This window comes from Filomicrobium sp., from assembly GCF_025698805.1.
GTDB classification, from domain to species: domain Bacteria; phylum Pseudomonadota; class Alphaproteobacteria; order Rhizobiales; family Hyphomicrobiaceae; genus Filomicrobium; species Filomicrobium insigne.
In genome coordinates, this window is sequence record NZ_JAILWT010000001.1 from 311,437 (window position 1) to 330,929 (window position 19,493).

At 58.5% G+C, this 19,493-nt stretch carries 18 protein-coding genes; 14 read left to right on the forward strand and 4 right to left on the reverse strand.

Annotated elements, in window-relative coordinates:
• The first annotated feature begins 1 nt into the window (after window position 1).
• The 11 genes from K5845_RS01420 to K5845_RS01470 all read left to right on the forward strand — a co-directional run bounded on the left by K5845_RS01420 (window position 2) and on the right by K5845_RS01470 (window position 14,118).
• Window positions 2-1,093 (forward strand): ABC transporter permease, encoded by a 1,092-nt coding sequence (locus tag K5845_RS01420; protein ID WP_046477546.1) that lies wholly within the window; start codon window positions 2-4, stop codon window positions 1,091-1,093.
• 19 nt (window positions 1,094-1,112) lie between these two features.
• Window positions 1,113-2,840 carry an ABC transporter ATP-binding protein gene (locus tag K5845_RS01425; RefSeq protein ID WP_287958112.1) on the forward strand — a complete coding sequence of 576 codons (1,728 nt, stop codon included), beginning with the start codon at window positions 1,113-1,115 and terminating at the stop codon, window positions 2,838-2,840.
• Window positions 2,837-4,051 carry an NAD(P)/FAD-dependent oxidoreductase gene (locus tag K5845_RS01430; protein ID WP_052744692.1) on the forward strand — a complete coding sequence of 405 codons (1,215 nt, stop codon included), beginning with the start codon at window positions 2,837-2,839 and terminating at the stop codon, window positions 4,049-4,051. The genes K5845_RS01425 and K5845_RS01430 overlap by 4 nt, the downstream gene beginning before the upstream one ends.
• A complete protein-coding gene (locus tag K5845_RS01435; protein ID WP_287958114.1) occupies window positions 4,051-5,829 on the forward strand; it encodes a NirA family protein in 1,779 nt (592 codons plus the stop codon). The genes K5845_RS01430 and K5845_RS01435 overlap by 1 nt, the downstream gene beginning before the upstream one ends.
• Window positions 5,826-7,454: a sulfite reductase subunit alpha gene (locus K5845_RS01440; RefSeq protein WP_287958116.1), complete on the forward strand. Its 1,629-nt coding sequence runs from the start codon at window positions 5,826-5,828 to the stop codon at window positions 7,452-7,454. The genes K5845_RS01435 and K5845_RS01440 overlap by 4 nt, the downstream gene beginning before the upstream one ends.
• On the forward strand, window positions 7,454-10,129 hold the full coding sequence (locus tag K5845_RS01445) for a nitrate reductase (RefSeq protein ID WP_287958118.1): 2,676 nt from the start codon (window positions 7,454-7,456) through the stop codon (window positions 10,127-10,129). The genes K5845_RS01440 and K5845_RS01445 overlap by 1 nt, the downstream gene beginning before the upstream one ends.
• Before the next feature lie 4 nt (window positions 10,130-10,133).
• Window positions 10,134-11,585: a siroheme synthase CysG gene (cysG, locus tag K5845_RS01450; RefSeq protein ID WP_287958119.1), complete on the forward strand. Its 1,452-nt coding sequence runs from the start codon at window positions 10,134-10,136 to the stop codon at window positions 11,583-11,585.
• An 85-nt stretch (window positions 11,586-11,670) separates the two neighbouring features.
• Window positions 11,671-11,796 (forward strand): hypothetical protein, encoded by a 126-nt coding sequence (locus K5845_RS01455; protein WP_280136727.1) that lies wholly within the window; start codon window positions 11,671-11,673, stop codon window positions 11,794-11,796.
• A 343-nt stretch (window positions 11,797-12,139) separates the two neighbouring features.
• Complete coding sequence (locus K5845_RS01460) at window positions 12,140-12,325, forward strand: RSP_7527 family protein (protein WP_046477534.1); 186 nt, start codon at window positions 12,140-12,142, stop codon at window positions 12,323-12,325.
• Window positions 12,326-12,610: 285 nt separating this feature from the next.
• Complete coding sequence (locus K5845_RS01465; RefSeq protein WP_046477532.1) at window positions 12,611-13,438, forward strand: SDH family Clp fold serine proteinase; 828 nt, start codon at window positions 12,611-12,613, stop codon at window positions 13,436-13,438.
• Between the two features lie 131 nt (window positions 13,439-13,569).
• Window positions 13,570-14,118: a DUF1003 domain-containing protein gene (locus K5845_RS01470; protein WP_046477530.1), complete on the forward strand. Its 549-nt coding sequence runs from the start codon at window positions 13,570-13,572 to the stop codon at window positions 14,116-14,118.
• 80 nt (window positions 14,119-14,198) lie between these two features.
• Here the strand turns inward: K5845_RS01470 and K5845_RS01475 are convergent, their stop codons facing one another.
• A complete protein-coding gene (locus K5845_RS01475; protein WP_046480081.1) occupies window positions 14,199-14,984 on the reverse strand; it encodes a DUF4394 domain-containing protein in 786 nt (261 codons plus the stop codon).
• A gap of 243 nt (window positions 14,985-15,227) precedes the next feature.
• On the opposite strand from K5845_RS01475, the gene K5845_RS01480 reads away from it, so the two are divergent.
• Together K5845_RS01480 and K5845_RS01485 are read left to right on the forward strand one after the other, a co-directional pair.
• Entirely contained in the window at window positions 15,228-15,761 is a 534-nt protein-coding gene (locus K5845_RS01480) for a sigma-70 family RNA polymerase sigma factor (RefSeq protein WP_287958123.1), read from the forward strand.
• On the forward strand, window positions 15,758-16,501 hold the full coding sequence (locus K5845_RS01485; protein WP_046477524.1) for an anti-sigma factor: 744 nt from the start codon (window positions 15,758-15,760) through the stop codon (window positions 16,499-16,501). Before K5845_RS01480 ends, K5845_RS01485 begins: the two co-directional genes overlap by 4 nt.
• 130 nt (window positions 16,502-16,631) lie before the next feature.
• Here K5845_RS01485 and K5845_RS01490 read toward each other — a convergent pair whose 3' ends face one another.
• Window positions 16,632-17,108, reverse strand: coding sequence for a YybH family protein (locus K5845_RS01490; protein ID WP_287958124.1), 477 nt, complete (start codon window positions 17,106-17,108; stop codon window positions 16,632-16,634).
• 122 nt (window positions 17,109-17,230) lie between these two features.
• A complete protein-coding gene (gene panE, locus K5845_RS01495; protein ID WP_287958126.1) occupies window positions 17,231-18,154 on the reverse strand; it encodes a 2-dehydropantoate 2-reductase in 924 nt (307 codons plus the stop codon).
• A gap of 259 nt (window positions 18,155-18,413) precedes the next feature.
• Here panE and K5845_RS01500 point away from each other — a divergent pair, with 259 nt between their 5' ends.
• On the forward strand, window positions 18,414-18,869 hold the full coding sequence (locus tag K5845_RS01500) for a MaoC family dehydratase (protein WP_244465031.1): 456 nt from the start codon (window positions 18,414-18,416) through the stop codon (window positions 18,867-18,869).
• Here K5845_RS01500 and K5845_RS01505 read toward each other — a convergent pair.
• The gene (locus K5845_RS01505) at window positions 18,832-19,404 is read right to left on the reverse strand and encodes a TetR/AcrR family transcriptional regulator (protein WP_244465030.1); all 573 of its coding nucleotides are present in this window, start codon (window positions 19,402-19,404) and stop codon (window positions 18,832-18,834) included. The two genes, K5845_RS01500 and K5845_RS01505, sit on opposite strands and share 38 nt — an antisense overlap.
• Window positions 19,405-19,493 lie beyond the last annotated feature (89 nt).

Consider the following 19,493-nt stretch of genomic DNA (forward strand, 5'->3'; position numbering starts at 1 on the left):
TATGAGCATTGCGGCCGATTTTTCCGGTTCTGAACAAACCGACGCCGCCAGGGCTGAGCGCAAAGCACGGATCGCTCAGCGTATCGCCCGTACCGATAGAATCCTAAACCTTCTCGCTCTTGGGTGGATCACACCCATCCTGAAGATGATGGCTGGTGAAAATCCGAAAACGGAACTCGCAGCGCTGTGGCGAATGCTAGGCGTTCCTTTAACGGCGATCATCATATTCCTCTCCGCATGGGCTTACCTAGCACCCCAGGTCAAAACGTCCCTTGGTGCCGTTCCCGGCCCGGCGCAGGTCTGGGAGCAAGCCGGCAACCTTCTTGCCGATCACTATCGTGCACGAGAGAAAGAAGCTGCGTTCTATCAACGACAGGATGAGCGGAACGCCAAGTGGATCGCACAGGGCCAGCCGGACAGCGTGAAGTACCGCACCTATACCGGCGCGCCGACCTACGTTGACCAGATCTCGACGTCACTGCAGACAGTGTTCCTTGGATTTCTGATCGCGACGGTCGTTGCAGTTCCCCTCGGCATTGTCTGCGGCCTTTCGCCGACGATGAATGCGGCTTTCAATCCGCTCATTCAGATCTTCAAGCCCGTCTCTCCGCTGGCTTGGCTGCCTATCGTCACCATGATCGTGTCCGCCGTCTACGTCAGCGACGACCCCTGGTTTGCAAAATCCTTCTTGATCTCCGCGATTACGGTGACGCTGTGTTCGCTGTGGCCGACGCTGATCAATACGGCTGTCGGCGTCTCATCCATCGACAAGGACCTCATGAACGTAGGACGCGTCTTGAACCTCAGCTGGTTCACGACCGTGCGCAAGCTCGTCCTTCCGTCAGCTCTGCCGCTTATCTTCACGGGCCTCCGGCTGTCGCTTGGCGTGGGCTGGATGGTGCTGATCGCAGCTGAAATGCTGGCGCAAAACCCGGGGCTTGGGAAGTTCGTCTGGGACGAATTCCAGAACGGGTCTTCCTCGTCGCTGGCGAAGATCATGGTGGCCGTATTCACGATCGGGCTCATCGGCTTCCTGCTCGACCGCATCATGCTGGCGCTGCAGTCGCTCACCACCTATCAGGCAACGCGCTGATCCGCCGGAGACTTTGAACATGGCATTTCTCGAACTCAAGGGCGTATCGAAGAGCTACGGTACGGGCGCGGCACGAAGCAACGTCCTAACCGACATCAATCTCGAGGTGGCAGAAGGCGAGTTTATTGCGATCCTGGGGTTCTCAGGCTCGGGTAAAACCACGCTGCTTTCAGCTATTGCTGGGTTGGTCACGCCTGACACAGGAACGGTCACCCTGAAGGGCAAAGCGATCACGGGCCCCGGTCCCGAGCGCGGGGTCGTGTTCCAAAGCTACTCGTTGATGCCGTGGCTAACGGTCGAAGGAAACATCGAACTCGCTGTCAACGCTGTGTTCTCCAGCGAAGGCAAGGAAGAGCGCGCGGAACGCGTCACGAAAGCGATCGCGATGGTTGGCCTATCGCATGCCCGCGACCGGCGTCCGGAAGAGCTTTCAGGCGGCATGCGTCAGCGTGTTTCGGTCGCGCGGGCTCTCGCCATGAGCCCGGAAATCCTGCTTCTCGACGAGCCGCTTTCGGCCCTTGATGCGCTCACCCGCGCCAAGCTTCAGAATGAGATTGAGCAGATCTGGCGGCACGAGAAGAAAACCGTCGTGCTGATTACAAATGACGTCGATGAAGCGCTGCTTCTCGCCGATCGAGTTATTCCGCTCACGCCTGGTCCGGGCGCTACGCTCGGGCCATCGTTCGAGGTCGATCTCGAAAGACCGCGCAACCGGACCGCGCTCAACCATGACACGACCTACAAAAAATTGCGTGCCGATATCACCAAGACGCTGATTGCGTCCGGGATCAATCGCGGTTCTCAAGGTCGCGGCGTCGGGCAGGACAAGTTGCCGGCTATTGCGCCCATCTCCTGGATGAAGACGCTGCCAAAAGCTTATCGCGACGCCGCCAAGCCGCGGGCGCCCGACCGCTACCTCGAATTCTTCGAACTGCGCAAAGTTTATCCCACGCCCAAGGGGCCTCTGACCGTGGTTGAAGATTTCAACCTGATTATGCGCAAGGGCGAATTTATTTCGCTCATCGGCCACTCGGGTTGCGGGAAATCAACTGTTCTGTCGATGACTGCGGGGCTCAACAGCATAACGTCGGGCGGCATTGTTCTCGATGGCCAGGAGGTGACGGGAGCCGGGCCGGACCGTGCCGTTGTGTTTCAGGCGCCCTCACTGATGCCCTGGCTAACGGCACGCGAGAATGTCGCTCTCGGCGTCGATCGTGTTTATCCGCATGCCAGAAAGAACGAACGCGCCGATATCGTCGACTACTACCTGACCCGTGTCGGCCTCGGCGATGCCATGGACAAGCGTGCCGCGGACATGTCGAACGGTATGCGGCAACGCGTCGGTATTGCGCGGGCCTTTTCTCTGTCGCCCAAGCTCCTGTTGCTTGATGAGCCCTTCGGCATGCTGGACAGCCTGACTCGCTGGGAGCTTCAGGAAGTCCTGATGGACGTGTGGAAGCGCACGCAAGTGACGGCAATCTGCGTGACGCATGATGTCGATGAGGCCATTTTGCTGGCCGACCGCGTCGTCATGATGACGAATGGGCCGCACGCCACCATCGGCCGGATGGTCGAGATCGATATCCCACGCCCGCGCACGCGCCAGGAGTTGCTCCGGCATCCGCGCTACTACGAGTACCGCGAATCCATCCTCAACTTTCTTGAAGAATTCGAACACGGTGCGACACCGGCACCCGACGCTCAGGGCAAATCCAAACCCGACAAGTCTTTGGAGGATGCCGCGTGAGAAAGCGAATTGCTGTCGTCGGAAACGGAATGGCCGGCTTGAGGTTTGTCGAAGAGCTGGTCGCAGCTGCACCAGGCCAGTTCGATATCACAGTGATCGGCGCAGAACCTCAGCCTGCCTACAATCGGGTCTTACTTTCTCCGCTGCTCGCGGGCGAGATCGGCTTAGAGGACGTATCGCTGAAGCCTGCCGATTGGTACGCGGCCCATGGCGTGACGCTGCTCACCGGCGCGCCAGTCACGGTGCTTGATACGTATAATCGGTCAATCATCGTCGAGAATGCCGATGGCGGCATGGAGATTTATTTCGATGCCTGCGTACTTGCGACGGGATCCAACCCAATCCGACTGACACTGCCGGGAGACACGCTCGACGGCGTGCTCACGTTCCGCACGACGGCTGATGTCGACGCGATGAGCCAGTTTGCCCAAATCGGTCAGCCTGCGGTTGTCATCGGAGGCGGGTTACTCGGCATCGAAGCCGCCTATGGTCTGGCGCGCGCAGGTATTCCAGTGACCCTGGTCCACATCATGGACCGGTTGATGGAACGTCAGCTTGATCCGGAAGGTGCTCTCTATTTGAAAGGTGCGCTGGAAGCGAAGGGCATTCGCGTCATTCTCGGTGCTCAGACAAAAGAAATACTCGGCGAGACACGCGTCGAAAGCGTCATCCTGAGCGACGGGCAGAAGATCGACTGCGGTCTCGTGGTCATGGCAGTGGGCGTTCAGGCCAATACGAAATTGGCTGTGAGCGCTGGACTTGTCATTGGCCGTGGCATCATCGTCGATGAGGGCCTTCAGACAACCGCACCGAACATCTTTGCGATCGGCGAATGCGCTGAGTATCGCGGCATCTGTCACGGGTTGGTCGAACCGGCCTACGAACAGGCAAAGGTTCTTGCCGATTGTTTCGCGGGGCGCACCTCTGCCTATGGCGGCTCCGTTCCGGCAGCGAACCTGAAGGTTTCCGGTGTTCCCGTTTTTTCCGTGGGCAATTTCTCTGGCGATGACGCCGAGGTTTTGGTCACGCGCGATGCAGGGCTTGAGACGTATCGCAAGCTTTGCGTTCGCGAAGGCCAGTTAGTTGGTGCCGTGCTCGTCGGCGATACGACGGATGCACTTTGGTATCTCGACCTCATTCGATCCGGCGCGGACATAACGGCGTTCCGGGATTCGCTCGCGTTTGGCCGTGCCTATGCGGAGGCTGCGTGATGAGCGCTCAAGATTTCAGCGACGAACAGAAACGGTATCTGGAAGGCTTTGTCTCAGGGATTCAAACCTCGCGTGCCGCAGCGGGCTTGAAGCCCCTGGCAGGAGTTGGCGGGGGAGGCGCTGCGAGTGGGCCGGACGCCGGGCACCTCGAAGCCATGGCGCGCTTCGAACGCGATGGCAAAAAGCTCGTCAATGAAGAGAAGGCGAAGCGCGACGAGCATCCCTTCGATGCCTACAAACGCTTGAAGCGGGAGGCCCTTGGCGGCGCATTTCCAAAGGGTGTCGACAATTTCCGTTGGCGCTTTCACGGCCTCTACTATGTGGCGCCTGCACAGGACTCGTTCATGTGCCGGATGCGCATTCCCAATGGCATTCTCAACCACTGGCAATTCTCTGCGGTGGCCGATCTCGCTGAGCGTTTCGGCGGCGGCTATACGCACGTTACGACACGCGCCAATTTGCAGATTAGGGAGATCGCCGCGGAGAACGGCCCGCCGCTCATCGAGGGACTGGCCGAAATCGGGCTGACGCCGAAGGGCTCGGGTGCCGACAACATTCGTAACGTGACTGGCTCACCGACCGCCGGAATCGATCCGCAGGAACTGATCGATTCACGGCCTTACGCGAAAGCGTGGCACCACCACATTCTCAACGATCGCTCGCTCTACGGGTTGCCGAGAAAGTTCAACGTTGCGTTTGACGGTGGTGGCGCCGTTCCGGTGCTTGAAGATACAAACGACATTTCGTTCACCGCTATTAGGGTCAAAGGTAACACCGAGACGGAAGGCGGCGTGTGGTTTCGCCTGGGGCTTGGCGGCATAACCGGGCATCGCGATTTCGCCCGGCCTACCGGAGTCTTCGTCAAGCCGTCTGATGCGGTCGCAGTTGCCGATGCCATCGTACGTGTCTTCATCGCCAATGGCGATCGTACCAACCGGCAAAAAGCGCGAATGAAATACGTGCTCGACGAATGGGGGTTCGACAAATTCCTCACCGCTGTCGAAGAACAGCTTGGCAGCCCTTTGCAACGCTTTACGGACGATGAAGTCAGCCAGCCCAACGGCCAGGATCGGCAGGCACACATTGGTGTTCACCCGCAAAGCCAACCCGGTCTCGTGTGGATCGGCGTGGCGCTGCCGGTCGGCCGTCTCTCTTGTGATCAAATGCGGACTCTGGCTGATATTTCCCGCGAGTTCGGGGATGGCGATATTCGTCTCACCGTTTGGCAGAACCTCCTGATCTCTAGTGTTTCGGCAGATCGGGCAGAGGAGGTCGAAGCTCGGCTGCAGTCTATCGGGCTGACATCAAAGGCGTCGAGCATCCGCGCGGGCTTGGTCGCCTGCACGGGGAACACAGGTTGCAAGTTCGCCGCGTCCAATACCAAGGACACTGCGTTAGCGATTGCCGATTGGGTGGAGCCGAGGCTCTCTCTCGATCAACCCATCAACATTCATTTGACGGGCTGCCACCACTCCTGCGCCCAGCATTACATCGGCGACATCGGGCTTATCGCGTGCCGCGTTCCAATTCCCGATAGTGACGACACAGAAGAGGGATTCCACATACTGGTCGGCGGCGGATTTGGTGCCGACGCGGCCATCGCGCGTGAGCTTTTCAATGAGGTTCGCATCGCTGACTGTCCAGAGACCGTCGGGCGCATTCTCGCGGCTTACATGGCCAACCGCGCGGGCACGCAAGAAAGCTTCGCTGAGTTCTCCCGCCGTCACGAGATCGACACCCTGAAGACGATGGCGGAAGCCGCCGGAGGCCTATCATGAGCATTCAGGAGCGCACCGACGCGTACCAGCCCGGCCAAGTTCCGGTGATACCGGAAACGGCTCCATTCAATCCAGATCAGCGCGCGTGGCTCAATGGCTTCTTTGCCGGCCTGCTTTCACTTGATGCAGCGGGGGCTGCGGCCGTTCAATTCGAGGGCGGACTACCTGGAGGCCCGACGCCGGCTGCTGGCGACGGCGATGATGGCGCCGATCCGTGGCACGACCCTTCCATGGCGATCGACGAGCGGATGACACTTGCCGATGGACGGCCGCTACGACGTAAACTTTACGCAGCAATGGCACAGCAGGACTGTGGCCAGTGCGGCTATCTTTGCGAGAGCTACGCTGAAAAGGTTGCGGTCGGCGAAGAGGCGCGTCTCAATCTCTGCGTACCCGGCGGCAAAGAAACCAGCCGCATGTTGAAGCGCCTCATGGAAGAGGCGCCAGCAGCCCCAATTTCGGAACCTAAATTCGATGTTGCGGTGACCACGGCACCGGCTGTCGATCTCGTGCCCGGATATTCCCGCGAAGCTCCCGTCACCGCAATCTTCAGGGGCACTCGTTGCATTACGGGCGCGACCTCGACGAAAGATACCCGCCACGTTGTCTTCGATCTTACGGATTCTGGCATCGCGTACGAGCCAGGTGACAGCTTTGGCGTCTACGCGACGAATGATCCGGCGCTTGCCGATGCGGTTCTAGCGGCAATGAATGCCCCCGCTGATTTTCCCATCGGCGATAAGACACTGCGGCAGAGCCTCATTGAAGACTATGATCTCGGCACCGCGCCAGACATGCTCTTTGAGTTGGCGAGCTACATGGTCGGAGGCGACCGGCGCCGCAAGGCGAAAGCGCTCGCGAAAGGGGATGATCCTGACGGCGATGCCGCCACGTTTGACGTCCTCAAAGCCGTTGAATCCCTAGGCCCTATGCATCCAGATCCGGAAGCGTTTCTGGAATGCTTGGAGCCATTACATCCGCGCCTTTATTCCATCTCGTCTTCTCCACTGGCTACGCCCGGCGAACTTCACCTGATAGTCGATACGGTTCGTTATGAGATCGACGGACGACAGCGCGTCGGCGTTGCTTCAACTTTTCTGGCCGACCGGATCGCACCCGGTACACCGCTCAAAGTCTATGTGCAGAAGACGCATGGCTTCGGGCTTCCAGAGGATCCGAACGTTCCCGTTATCATGGTCGGTCCCGGCACGGGCATTGCGCCGTTCCGTTCGTTTCTCTGGCACCGCCACGCGAGTAAAGCACCCGGCCGTTCCTGGCTCTTTTTCGGACATCAGCACGAAGCTTCCGAGTTTTTCTATCGTGATGAACTCGATGCATTCCTCGCGACCGGAGTCCTCTCAAAACTGTCAACGGCTTGGTCTCGCGACGGGACCGAGAAGGTCTACGTTCAAGACCGCATGCGGGAGAACGCGGCGGAGGTGTGGGCGTGGCTGGGAGAGGGCGCCCACTTCTATGTGTGCGGCGACGCTAAGCGCATGGCTAAAGACGTCGAGACCGCCCTCATCGACATCGCTGGCAGCCAGGGCGGAAAGTCAGCAGAAGAAGCCAAGGAATTCGTCGTCAATTTGAAGGCCACTGGCCGCTATCAGGCGGATGTCTACTGATGGAGAACACCGAGACTGGCAAAGCGGTGCGCACGACCTGTCCCTACTGCGGGGTCGGATGTGGGGTTATTGCGACACCGGACGGCAATGGCGGGGCGACCATCGCGGGAGACACCGAGCATCCGGCAAACTTCGGCCGATTGTGCTCCAAAGGCTCTGCGTTGGGTGAAACGCTGGCGCTGGAGACCCGTCTGCTTCATCCCGAGATCGACGGGCAAAGGGTTACATGGGATGCAGCGCTCGACCATGTCTCGTCCAGGATTTCTGACATCAAGGAAGAACATGGGCCGGGCTCGATCGCATTCTATCTATCCGGTCAATTGCTGACAGAGGACTATTACGTCGCCAACAAGCTGGCGAAGGGTTTTATCGGCACGCCGCACGTCGACACGAATTCCCGCTTGTGCATGTCATCATCCGTGGCCGGGCACAAACGTGCTTTTGGCGCCGACATCGTTCCGCAGTGCTACGACGACCTGGAACTTGCCGACCTCATTGTCCTCGTGGGCTCAAACGCGGCTTGGTGCCACCCAATTCTCTATCAACGCATTCAGGTGGCGCGTGCCGAGCGTGGTGTCCGTGTTGTCGTCATAGATCCACGACGTACGGCGACTTGCGAAGGCGCAGACCTGCATCTTCCCATCGAGCCCGGCAAGGACTCTGTTCTGTGGAATGGTCTGCTCGTGCACTTGGCTGATAAAGGTCTCGTCGACTGGCGATTCATCGGCGACCACACTGAAGGATTTCCAGAAGCGCTCGCAGAAGCGCGAGGGCAGGCCGGCAGCATCGCCTCCATCGCGATCGAAACGGGGCTCAACGGTATCGATATCGAGACGTTTTTCTCGTGGTGGAGCGAAGCCCCGAAGGTCGTGAGCTGCTACAGCCAAGGCGTCAACCAATCTGCGCGGGGCACCGACAAGGTCAACGCGATCATCAATTGCCATCTCGCGACAGGTCGTATTGGTAAGATCGGTTCCGGGCCGTTGTCATTAACGGGGCAGCCTAATGCGATGGGCGGACGCGAGGTCGGCGGCCTTGCGAACATGCTTGCTGCTCACATGGGGTTCAGCCCCGCTGATCGCTCACGCGTCTCACGCTTTTGGCAGGCGCCTAATCTGATCACCGACGAAGGCCTCAAGGCCGTGCAGATGTTTGATGCGATCGCGGACGGGCGCATCAAGGCACTGTGGGTGATGGGGACAAACCCTGCGGTCAGCCTTCCGCAAGCCGATTACGTCCGCGCGGCTTTGTGCAAGCTCGAGCTCTTTGTCGTGTCCGAAAATGTTGTCAGCAATGACACCGCTGCTGAAGCGGGTGTGCGGCTCCCCGCCGCCGCCTGGGGTGAAAAAGATGGCACCGTTACCAACTCTGAACGGCGCATTTCGCGGCAGCGCAAATTTCTTCCTTTGGCTGGAGAGGCCCGACCGGATTGGTGGATCCTTTCCGAAGTCGCGAAAAGATTAGGCTACGAACGCTACTTCGCGTTCGAGTCCGTCTCCGACATCTTCCGCGAGCACGCCTCGCTATCGCATTTTGAAAACGGTGGCACGCGCCCGTTTGACCTCGGTGTCCTGACCGACCTTTCTCCAGCCTCTTACGACCAGCTTGCGCCCGTCCAATGGCCCATTTCTCAACCGGGAGCATCGCGAACGGAGCGGCTGTTCGGCGAAGGTGGGTTTGCAACCCCCAACGGCCGTGCGCGGTTCGTTACAGTCCGCATGCCCAAGCTTGCCGCAGAGGTGAACGAAGCGTGGCCCTTCGTACTCAACACGGGTCGTGTCCGCGATCAGTGGCATACGATGACACGGACCGGGCTATCACCGCGTCTCTGGAGCCATATCAGCGAACCGTTCGTAGAAGTTCATCCGAGCGACGCGGAAACCATGGGGCTCGTCCAAGGTCAGCTTGCCGAAGTCGAAACTGCTTCGGGCAAGGCCGTGTTACGCACCCTTATCAACGGGGGGCAAGCGCCTGGGTCGATCTTCGCACCCATTCACTGGTCCGGGCAGAACAGTTCGGCCGGACGGATCGGAGCCTTGGTGCATCCATTTACTGACCCCGTCTCAGGGCAACCGGAAGCCAAGGCAACGCCGGCTCGGATTTCACCACTCGGGGTGGCGTACTACGGCGTCGTCCTGTCGCGTGTCGTTCCGCAAATTGATGATTTGGCTTACTGGGCTCGCAGCGCGACATCTTTTGGCTGGACCACCCATATCGCTCTTCGCGAAGGTCCGACAGATTGGGGCGCCTGGTCGAAGACATTTATGCCAGACGGCGAGCAGGTCAGCTTCGAAGATCCTTCCTCGAATCTTTTCCGTGTTGCCACCTTGAACAGCGGCCGCCTCGAAGCCGTCGCCTACTTTGCCTCCAAGCCGGAATTGCCGTCGCTGGCCTGGTTGGCGTCCATCTTCGAACGTACAGACTTGACGGCTAACGACCGACGCTCCGTACTCGCGGGCCGTCCCATCGAGGGTTTGGCTGACGAGGGAGATATCATTTGTGTCTGCTTCCAAGTTGGCGCGCACCGTATCCGCGAAGCAATTCGCTCGGGCTGCAATTCGGTCGAAGATATTGGATGCGCTTTGCGTGCGGGTACCAACTGTGGCTCCTGCGTCCCCGAGCTGCGCCGCCTTCTCTCCGACGCGACCTCCGTGTCTTTAGACGCTGCGGAGTAAACCGATGTCCCACGTCCCTCCGAAATCGACTCGCCCCTCGCGGCTGACGCCACTGGCTGCCCTGCCTGTTTTCATGTCTTTAAGCGGCGCGCGCGCCATCGTCGCCGGTGAGGGTGAGGCCGCAGTATGGAAGGCGGAAATGTTGGCGGCTGCCGGTGCTGATGTAGAGGTGTATGCCCCTGCGCCGTGCGAGGAACTCAATGCAATGGCTGCAAAGCCCCCTGCGGGAAGCGTCGTCGTCGTTCGCCGCGAATGGTGTCCGGCCGACCTTGTGCGATCAAAGATCGCTATCGGCAGCCTGGAAGGCGCAGAGGCGAAGGCCTTCGTGGCAGCTGCCCGCGCACAGGGTGTCCCAGTCAACATCATCGACGCCCCGCACCTTTCCGATTTCAGCTTCGGGACCATCGTCAATCGTGCCCCCGTGACGATTGCCATCGGCACGGACGGCACAGCGCCAGTTCTAGCTCAGGCTATCCGGACTAAGATCGAGGCATTGCTTCATCCTTGTCTCGGGGCGTGGGCCGAAGCAGGCCGCGGCTTGCGCGAGCACATAAAGTCGCGCTTGCCGATGGGGGCGGCACGGCGCGCGTTGTGGCAGCGTTTCGCAGTCACTGCCTTAACAGCGCGCGCCGCGCCGGGCACTGGCGAGGTTGAAGAACTCCTGGCAAAGAGCCCGCCGACTCGCCGCGGACTCGTTACTCTTGTTGGTGCGGGCCCGGGAGATCCGGAGCTTCTGACCCTTAAGGGCATGCGAGCCCTTCAGTCGGCGGACATCATCCTTTACGACCGGCTCGTCAGCCCAGAAATTCTGGAACTCGCTCGTCGTGAAGCACGGCGCATGCTGGTCGGCAAAGCTGGCGGTGGAGATCATTGCAGCCAGCAGGATATCAATGCGCTGATGGTTCGTCTGGCCCAGAGCGGCAAGCAGGTCGTGCGCCTCAAGGGCGGAGATCCGATGGTCTTCGGGCGGGCTGCGGAAGAACTCGACGCGTGCCGCAGGGCTGGTGTTTCGGTCGAGGTGGTGCCGGGTATCACCGCTGCGCTCGGTGCCGCCGCGGCACTTCAGATGCCTCTCACCGATCGCGCCCACACGGGACGCGTGCAATTCGCCACCGGACATTCTCAGGCGGGCTCAGTTCCCGATCATGATTGGGCAACGTTTGCGGATCCATCCGTCACAAACGTCTTCTACATGGGAGCTCGCAAGTTCGGTGAAATTCTACCGCACTTGATTGGCGCAGGCCTCAGCCCGCAAACCGCCGCGGTTGCAATCACGGCGGCAACGACGCCACGGCAACGCTCCGTGCACTGCGCGATCCACGAACTTCCGGAACGTCTTGCTGAGTTCGACACTTCGCAACCATGCCTTATTCTCGTCGGTGGGAGTATGGCGCGGAGTGCAGAGGCCGTTTCAAGCAGGCTTAGCGACCTCGATCATTTGGCGTGCGGCCGTTAGCTCGTTTCACAGATCCGTTATACGGGGTGGAACTTTCTGGTTGCTCACACATTTAAAGTCTCAGGTTACGCAGGGACTTTAGGAAATGATCACGAGCACATTTATCGCCATCATCGGCGCGTTGCTGACCGGCGCGCTTGCTGCGGTTTGCCTCACCCTTATCGATCTTCGTCCATCGCGCAAAGAAACTGCGCGACGGGAACGCTTCTAAAATAGCTCCTGTCTGGGTAGGGCTTATCATTCCCACCGTTCCACGCCAGTATTGAGGAGTGGGCGAGCGAGGTTACTCAGACGACATTCCCATGTTTGCGGCCGGTGATTTCGCCGGCCGTTTTCTTTTTGGGGAACTGTGATTGTCATTAAACGTCGTTCGGTTATGCGATGACCGCATAGCACCCCGGGTGATTTTGCATTGCAGCATTCCCAATGCTTTGAAATCAAATAGAATATCGGAATAGCCGTGTTTCACCGCGTTCGCATAGGCGATCTTTTTGTTCGCACTTGCGAAGGACACTCCCTATGTTACGGCCAACACGAACTAAGGGGTGAAAACCATGAGCAAATATTCTGAAATCAAATTGGATGATCCTCCCACCGCTCAGCAGATCGACGCACTCGTTCGTTGGGCTCGCCGGGAGCGTTCCGTCGAGGTACGCCGGCTCTTCAAACAGTCAGGTAAGTGGCTCGCCTCACGGTTCTCTGGCTTGGCGTCTCACGGCACACCTCGCCAGGTTCACTAAAGGCATCTCTTAGCCTTTCTCTTCTTGGAGGAGGCTGGGCCATCGACCTCAGATCCTTAGGGATATCCGTCGAGCGCCCAGCCTCCTCTTTGTCGTTTTAGGACCTTCAAACGATCGCAGGATTGCAGGCCGCTCCTCCACTCAACGGGAATTTTACTATGTCGCTGAGAAATGCCGATATCCGACATCTCTTCGTTGCCGAGGCGCTGACGCTCTGATCTGGTAGAATATACTTCGCTCTCATTGCTACGCGCGGGTACGCTTCCGCATCTTCCGAGGTCTACCATGAACTTTGACCTGTCCTCTCTGTTCTGGGTCTTTCTAGCAGTCATGGTTCTGCAGCCTCTGCTCATGGCAGCATGGCTGACCCAGAAGCGAGCGCAGGCCATACGTGCTATCGAGAAAGAGCGCGGCACGCGGGTCATCACGATGATCCACCGCCAAGAGAAGCGAAGCTTCTTCGGCGTTTCCGTTTCCCGACACATCGATTTGGAAGACGCGCAGACCATCATCGCCGCCATCATGGAAACGCCCGATGACGTTCCGATTGATCTGGTGCTGCATACCCCCGGTGGTCTTGTCCTCGCGGCCATGCAAATTGCGCGAGCTGTTGAAGCGCACCCGGCAAAGGTTACCGTCTATGTCCCTGTTTACGCTATGTCCGGCGGAACGCTGATCGCGTTGGCCGCCGATGAAATCGTGATGGGCGAGTTCTCGATGCTCGGCCCGATCGATCCGCAAATCTTCGGATTGCCGGCTGCAGGTATCGTGAAGGCGCGCGATATGAAGCCCGTCGCGCGTGTCATGGACCTCACGCTGGTCCTTGCCGAGGTCAGTGAGAAGGCGATCGCCCAGGTCAAACAGGGTGCTGTCGAATTGCTTACGCCACGTCTTGATCACGCGTCAGCGGAAGCGCTCGCCGATAAGCTGGCTGGCGGTCATTGGACGCACGACTACGCGCTGACGGCGCGCGAAGCCAGCGCCCTTGGTTTGCCTGTGAAAGTCGGCATGCCGATCGAGATCATGGAGCTGATGAAATACTACCCGCAGCCGGTTCAGCAATCAGGCGTGGAGTTTCTTCCCGTCGACATCCCGCGACCGCGGCGCAGCTAGGGGTGCTGTTCCTTGGAACGTGAGTCCCAAGGTTTGCGTCGGGGGATCTTACCTGATGCCGAGGGATCTGCTTCCATGGACCATCGCAATTCTTGCTGAACGTATAAGTTCAGAAGACTGGAGGATGTGGCGTGGACGCTCATGTACGAGAGTTAGCCCAGAGGCTCATGAAGACTGGGTTTGATGACCTTGATGAACGCGATCGCCGCGTCATTCGCAGAATTGCCGAGCGCGTCCACATCACCAAGAACATCAATAGGGAGTTTGGCGATACGCGCACATTTGGACAGCGTCTCGCGGATCAAGTAGCGGAATTCGGGGGCTCGTGGCTTTTTATCATTATCAGCCTAGTCTTCTTAGCGTTCTGGACGTTTGGAAACACGCTGGCCCTCGGGTCACACGCCTTCGATCCTTACCCCTACATTTTTCTGAATCTGCTTCTCTCGATGCTCGCAGCTTTGCAGGCGCCGATCATCATGATGTCTCAGAACAGGCAAGCGGCGAAAGATCGGCTGGCCGCAGCCAACGACTACGAGGTCAACCTCAAAGCCGAACTTGAAATCATGGGGCTACACGAGAAACTCGATGATATCCGGACGGCTCAACTCAAAGAGCTCCTGAAAACGCAAGAGGAGCAGATCGCCATCCTGGCGCGCATGGTTGCGAAGCTTGACGCATGACGTTTTGGTCGGGTTGCCTGCCGCCGGCGGTGGGAGGCCGGAGGTTTGTCCACTCGCCGACGGCAGCCCCGCTGCACCTCTTATGATGCTGGGAGAACGGTGACGTCGCGAATTGCGCCGTCTACACCTGAGATTTCACCGACCTTGGTGGCCTTACCGCTATCGAGCGCAACCGTATAAAGCGTGTTGTCGGCAACCAGCCAAGCGGTGTTTGTGCCGTCCGCCGTGGTATGGACGTCGAACGCGTATGTTTTCGCGGCGTCGATGCCGAGCTTGCCGATAGCTTTCAGCGTGCCATCGTTTGGCTTAGTCTGCTGAATAAGGGCCACAATCGTCGCATCGATGTCGTACATCTTGGTCGTTTCCGGCTTACCGTGGGAGTTCGTGTAGGCGGCGGCGACGATGGCAGGCTTCTCGCCGGCATGCATATCATCGGACTCGAATGCCAAGTTGCCGTCTTTTACGGTCTTGCCGGTTTCGACATCCGCCCGGAGGTTCGTTCCATCCGTGCCCATGAAACGCAATTTGTCGGCCTTGGGGTTGAAGTCGACGATCGCTTCTGTGCCCTCCGGGATCATGGCTGAAAGCTTTGCACCTTTGGTCGCCTTGCCGGTCTCCGTATCGATCGTGAGCACATCGCCATCCGAATTGATGGCGTAAAGCATTTTGTTCGATGGCCGCACATCGATACCCAGAAGCTTCCCGACACCTTCCACTTTCATGGTTTTGGTGGCCGCCGGCTTGCTCCCGTCAATCATAACAAGGGTATTATCCCCGACGAGACCGACAGCCATCTGGGCGTGTGCCGCCGTCGCTGTCACGGCAACGCTTAGACTTGCGGCAAACAAAGCTTTCGCAAACTTCATGTTGTAACTCCCTGGTGATTCCAAAAATTGCACGGTGCCGGCAGGCGATGGACGGTGTCACTTTTCGCAAGGGGGATATGCGAATTCGCCGCCGGCATATGTGGAACACGCCAGGGAGTCCGCTTGGATGCAGGGGCTGTAAAATAATTTTGCTTCGGTGAGAGATTGCATCCAAACTGCATGTCTCGGTGTAGTCATACCGAGATCAGCTCTTAGGAATTGAAGCGCGAGAAGGCGTAAGGAATGTTCGATTACGTCGAAGCTCTCGACGCCTGTTCCAGGGGTGACCGAGAGGCGTTGAAACGGCTCTATGACGTGGAGGCGGCTCGTCTCGTGAGCGTGGCGCAACGCATCGTGCGCCGCCGAGAGCTGGCCGAGGATATCGTGCACGACGCTTTCGTACAGATTTGGACGAAAGCGGGAAGCTTCGATCCCGAACTCGGATCGGCACGTGGTTGGATCTATACGATTGTTCGCAATCGGGCGCTCAATGCTGTCCGCGACGGCGGCCGGCTTGACCTGATGGACCCCGCTACGCTTGCTGCCTTCACGGACCGGAGCGCCGTCATTGACGACGCTTTCGTGCAGCTGGACTCAAGCAGCCGATTGCGGCGCTGCCTTGAGGGAATGGAGCAAGAAAAGCGCGATAGCGTGCTTTTATCTTACGTCGCGGGATGTTCTCACGGCGAAATAGCCGGCGTCCTTGGTGTGCCTCTCGGCACAGCAAAGTCGTGGGTAAGGCGCGGGCTGACGGCGCTGAAGGACTGCATGTCATGACCAATTCAGCCAATGGATCATACGATATCGATGTTCTCGCGGGCGAATTCGTCCTCGGTGTGATGGACGACGGCGAGCGGCGTGAATTCGAGGCGCGCATAGCGACCGACCCTACCGTTCGCGCTGCAGTCGCGGCCGCACGAATGCGTTTTCTCGAACTTGATCTCGCGGCTCCCGAAGCACCCGTGTCCCCGTCGCTCTGGGACCGAATTGTTCAGACGATCGATAGCGGAGAGGACAACGTCGTGGGGCTCAAAGAGGCCCGGGCGCGACGGAAGCCAGCTGAGGTCTCCGCTCTGTCGCGTCAATCGCGGTCATCATTCTGGAAAGGTTTCGCGGCCGCAGGTGTCGCTGCGTGTTTGATCGCGGTCGCCGCATGGCAATTCATGGCACCCATGCAGCCGAAGCTGATTGTCGTATTGCTCGACTCAAAAGCGCAACCAGTTTCCATTGTCGAAGCGTTAGATAATCAGCGTATCCGCATCCTGCCCCTCGGGCCGATAGACATCCCGTCCGGCAAAACGCTTGAGGTCTGGACGCTTCCAGATAAGGACACTGGCCCCGTTTCAATGGGACTGCTGAACCGTCTGGGAGACGTTGTTCTGAAGGGGCCAGCGCTTCCCGAACCAAAAGCAGATCAGCTCTATGAGATCACCATTGAGCCTGAAGGTGGATCTCCAACCGGCAAACCCACCGGGCCAATTGTCGGCAAAGGTTTCGCACGGGTTCCGCACATTTGAGGTGCCGACAACGCTGTTTCCATTTTAGATTGACGGAAAAGAAAATACGCGCCCGACTTGCGAGCGCGTATCTTGTTCGATGGAGAGACGCTTATGCGACGTCTCTTATGATCGGTTATTGCGGGCCCTGTTAGTTGAAAATATGGACCTGCATCTTCCATGTTCCGTCATTCTGTTTTTCGTGAACCGTTACGATAGAGCCCTCAGCGGCTTTGCGCTTGCCGCCTTTGTCGGCCGGGCCCATCGCCTGCCAACGGCCAGTTTGAACACGCAAGTTTCCCGACTCAGTCACTTTAAGCGTTTCAATTTTGTGATCGGTATAGCCCGCACCAATGACGCCCGCGAAGAACTTTTCAATTCCTTCCGCGCCGTTGACTGGGGATTGTCCGGGGGGAAGCACCTGAGCGTCTTCGGCGTAAAGCTTTGCGACGGCCGCGGCGTCTCCGCTATTAAAGGCCGCGTCCCACTTCGAGTTTCCGGCTTTGATCATAGAAGACAGATCGTCTGCAAACGTTGATCCTGAGAACGCCAGACCAGCGACTAGCGCGACGGCGAAAGCCCCGCGACGGAGAGCGGACGAGCCCAGCGTCATCGTTGAGTTGATCATTATTGCGTTCCCTTTGCTCGTTTCATCATGATCCGAATGATGTCGTCCGGATCGGCCTTCTGCCGCACACAACGTGCCTTGGCGATCTGATTGCTAGATGCCATGCCGATCCACGCGGCTATCTAGTATCCGTGTCGTGCCTCGTAGGCTTTGAGATGGCAATAGATGACGCGCAGAACCGGGCTATCGAGACCCGCGGCATCAGCGCGCGCCAACAAGTCGCCTATGATCTGATCGGCTTCGATGCGCGATCCATGCTCGATGTCGCGGAACATGGATGCTGTCATCGGCGAGCCCTTCTCTGTAACGAGCGCGCGCGTAGCCTCTAACGCCGCTGGGCGTGGTTCGTAGCCCGCCGCCTTCGCGACACTACGGCATTCCTCAACAAGGCTTAGTGCAAACTCTGCACCGCCCGGCGCCGCGTTGATTTCACCCACCGAGGCGCGCATTAGGCATGTGCTGCCGGCAAGTGAAGCCAGGATCACCCACTTCTCCCACATCTCCAGCATGATCTTGCTGCTGGCACGAACAGCGAAGCCCGCATCGCGGAGCGTGGCAGTGATCTCTTCAACGCGTTTCGTCGTATTGCCGTCGACTTCGCCGAAGGTGAGATGGTTCTTGGTATTGAGATGATGGATGGTTCCGACTTCATCGAGCGTCGTCGAAATCACGCACTGACCACCGAGGACGGCACCCTGACCGAAACGTTCCTGCAAAACCGAAATGTGCCGCATTCCATTGAGCAACGGGAGGATCGCTGTTTGCGGGCCGACACCGGCTGAGAACCCAGAAATGGCGGATTCGAGGTCATAAGCCTTGCAGCTCAAAATGATGAGATCGAACGGCTCGTTCAGCTCTTGCGACTGCACCATCGGCGGCACACCCAACGCAGCATCGCCTAGCGGGCTCTTAATGTTCAGACCTGTTTCCTTCAAAGCGGCAGCACGTCCGGGGCGCACCAGAAACGTGACGTCGCGCCCCGCTTCGAGCAATTTGCCTCCGAAGTAGCCGCCGACAGCGCCCGCTCCAACGATCAAAATGCGCATGATCAGTTCCTCTCCTCGCACACACAGGTCTTATTAAGCGCTCGGCCCGTTGCTTGGCGAACCGGCAATATCCTTTGCTATCCCCTTACGCATGTGAGCTATGCATTGCCATGCGTTACTTCGTACACACCTTGCTATTACGGTGTGCGGGCATGCGGCAAATGTCGGGGTTTTGGCGCCATCTCTCAGGTCCTAGATATTGCCCCGCATATCAGGCACGCCGTTCTTCTGACGACGTGTGACACGGGAGTTCGCAATCTTGGATCAAGACCACCGCCTTTATTTCGAGGACATTTCTGTCGGCCAGAAATTCTCAACGGGTTCTCACTCATTAGATGAAGCTCAGATCATCTCGTTCGCCAAGCAATTTGATCCGCAGCCGTTTCACGTCGATCCAGACGCCGCGCAAGATTCGTTGTTCAAAGGGCTGGCGGCAAGCGGGTGGCATACGGCGGCGATCACAATGCGTCTTCTTGTCGAAAGCGGAATTCCTCTCGCAGGGGGCATGATCGGATCGGAAGCGAACGTCAAATGGCCAAGACCGACGCGCGCCGGCGACGTTCTTACAGCCCATGGCGAAGTTGTTGATGTGCGCCCCTCGAAATCGCGCCCGGATCGCGGTTGGATCTCAATCCGCACGGAAACGCGCAATCAACACGGAGATGTGCTTCAGATCTTCACTTCGATGATGGTGGTGCCACGCCGGAAGTCGTGATGGTGGTGCGCGGCGCGCTTGCGAGCAAAGCTCGCAGCGTCGCCACGACGCGCGTTGCCGGACCACCGCGACCGCCACACTGAATGTTGATCCGGGCCCCCTCAAACACCAAAAACACCTCGTCGGCCAAAACCTCTGGCGCTGAATACCCGGCCTGTCTGAACAGATTAACGAGGTGATCGCGTTTGCGGGCTTTATAAGCCTCGATAATGGAACGCCCCTCGTGAACTGGCGGCAACTCAACGGCGGCATTGGCCAGCGCGCAGCCGCGTTCATCCATGCTGCTCACGATTTGTTCAACGTACGCCAGCCAACCTTCCAGCTGCTTATTCGCATCATCAGCATATTCCGTCGCCAAGGCGTCCCACACGGCGTCGCCTTCGCTTGAAAGGCTTCTCAGATACTCTGCGATGACGTGGTCCTTCGACTTGAAGTGCCTGTAAAACGTCATTTTATTCGTTTCAGCCGCTTCCACGATCGCATCGACGCTGACGGCATTAATGCCTAGTCGGTAAAATAGGTCACGGACAGCCAAGATGATCCGTTCCCGCGGAGGTGGACGTGTGGCTTCGGCACTCGATCTCGAAATGTTCAGCTCTAGACCTATTGCATCTTGAAAATGTT

Excerpts from the sequence above, each read along its gene's own strand:
- K5845_RS01445 (WP_287958118.1), top strand. The coding sequence starts at position 7,454 with ATGGAGAACACCGAGACTGGCAAAGCGGTGCGCACGACCTGTCCCTAC.
- cysG (WP_287958119.1), top strand. The coding sequence starts at position 10,134 with ATGTCCCACGTCCCTCCGAAATCGACTCGCCCCTCGCGGCTGACGCCA.
- panE (WP_287958126.1), bottom strand. The coding sequence starts at position 18,154 with ATGCGCATTTTGATCGTTGGAGCGGGCGCTGTCGGCGGCTACTTCGGA.
- K5845_RS01455 (WP_280136727.1), top strand. The coding sequence starts at position 11,671 with ATGATCACGAGCACATTTATCGCCATCATCGGCGCGTTGCTGACCGGC.
- K5845_RS01475 (WP_046480081.1), bottom strand. The coding sequence starts at position 14,984 with ATGAAGTTTGCGAAAGCTTTGTTTGCCGCAAGTCTAAGCGTTGCCGTG.
- K5845_RS01425 (WP_287958112.1), top strand. The coding sequence starts at position 1,113 with ATGGCATTTCTCGAACTCAAGGGCGTATCGAAGAGCTACGGTACGGGC.
- K5845_RS01460 (WP_046477534.1), top strand. The coding sequence starts at position 12,140 with ATGAGCAAATATTCTGAAATCAAATTGGATGATCCTCCCACCGCTCAG.
- K5845_RS01490 (WP_287958124.1), bottom strand. The coding sequence starts at position 17,108 with ATGATCAACTCAACGATGACGCTGGGCTCGTCCGCTCTCCGTCGCGGG.
- K5845_RS01485 (WP_046477524.1), top strand. The coding sequence starts at position 15,758 with ATGACCAATTCAGCCAATGGATCATACGATATCGATGTTCTCGCGGGC.
- K5845_RS01420 (WP_046477546.1), top strand. The coding sequence starts at position 2 with ATGAGCATTGCGGCCGATTTTTCCGGTTCTGAACAAACCGACGCCGCC.
- K5845_RS01435 (WP_287958114.1), top strand. The coding sequence starts at position 4,051 with ATGAGCGCTCAAGATTTCAGCGACGAACAGAAACGGTATCTGGAAGGC.
- K5845_RS01440 (WP_287958116.1), top strand. The coding sequence starts at position 5,826 with ATGAGCATTCAGGAGCGCACCGACGCGTACCAGCCCGGCCAAGTTCCG.
- K5845_RS01480 (WP_287958123.1), top strand. The coding sequence starts at position 15,228 with ATGTTCGATTACGTCGAAGCTCTCGACGCCTGTTCCAGGGGTGACCGA.
- K5845_RS01465 (WP_046477532.1), top strand. The coding sequence starts at position 12,611 with ATGAACTTTGACCTGTCCTCTCTGTTCTGGGTCTTTCTAGCAGTCATG.